The organism is Methylobacterium sp. WL119 (assembly GCF_008039875.1).
Taxonomy (GTDB): Bacteria; Pseudomonadota; Alphaproteobacteria; order Rhizobiales; family Beijerinckiaceae; genus Methylobacterium.
The window spans coordinates 1-253 of sequence record NZ_VRUU01000262.1 but is presented as its reverse complement, the minus strand read 5'-3'; the positions used below and the strand labels follow the sequence as shown (position 1 = coordinate 253).

The window sequence follows — 253 nt, the reverse complement described above, 5'->3', positions numbered from 1 at the left end:
AGTACCGCAATCTGGTCGAGCGGTTCTTCAGCATGATCAAGCACTTCCGTGCGGTCGCAACAGGGTACGACAAGGACCCGGAAAACTTCCTGGCCAGCGTCAAGCTCGCAGCCGTCCGCGTCTGGCTGTAAAGGGCGGACCAATTCCAGGCCGCTGTGGCGGAGTAAAACCAGGCCAATGGCGGCCGCAGCTTGAACGATGAAGGGGCCCGATCGGGCCCCTTCATCGTTTATCGCCGACCATGAGGCTCAAG

At 60.5% G+C, this 253-nt stretch carries 1 pseudogene; it reads left to right on the top strand.

The annotated features are described in order from the left end of the window. Nucleotides 1-131, top strand: a pseudogene (locus tag FV227_RS28750) (IS5/IS1182 family transposase); the annotation flags it as partial. Between the last annotated feature and the right edge of the window lie 122 nt (nt 132-253).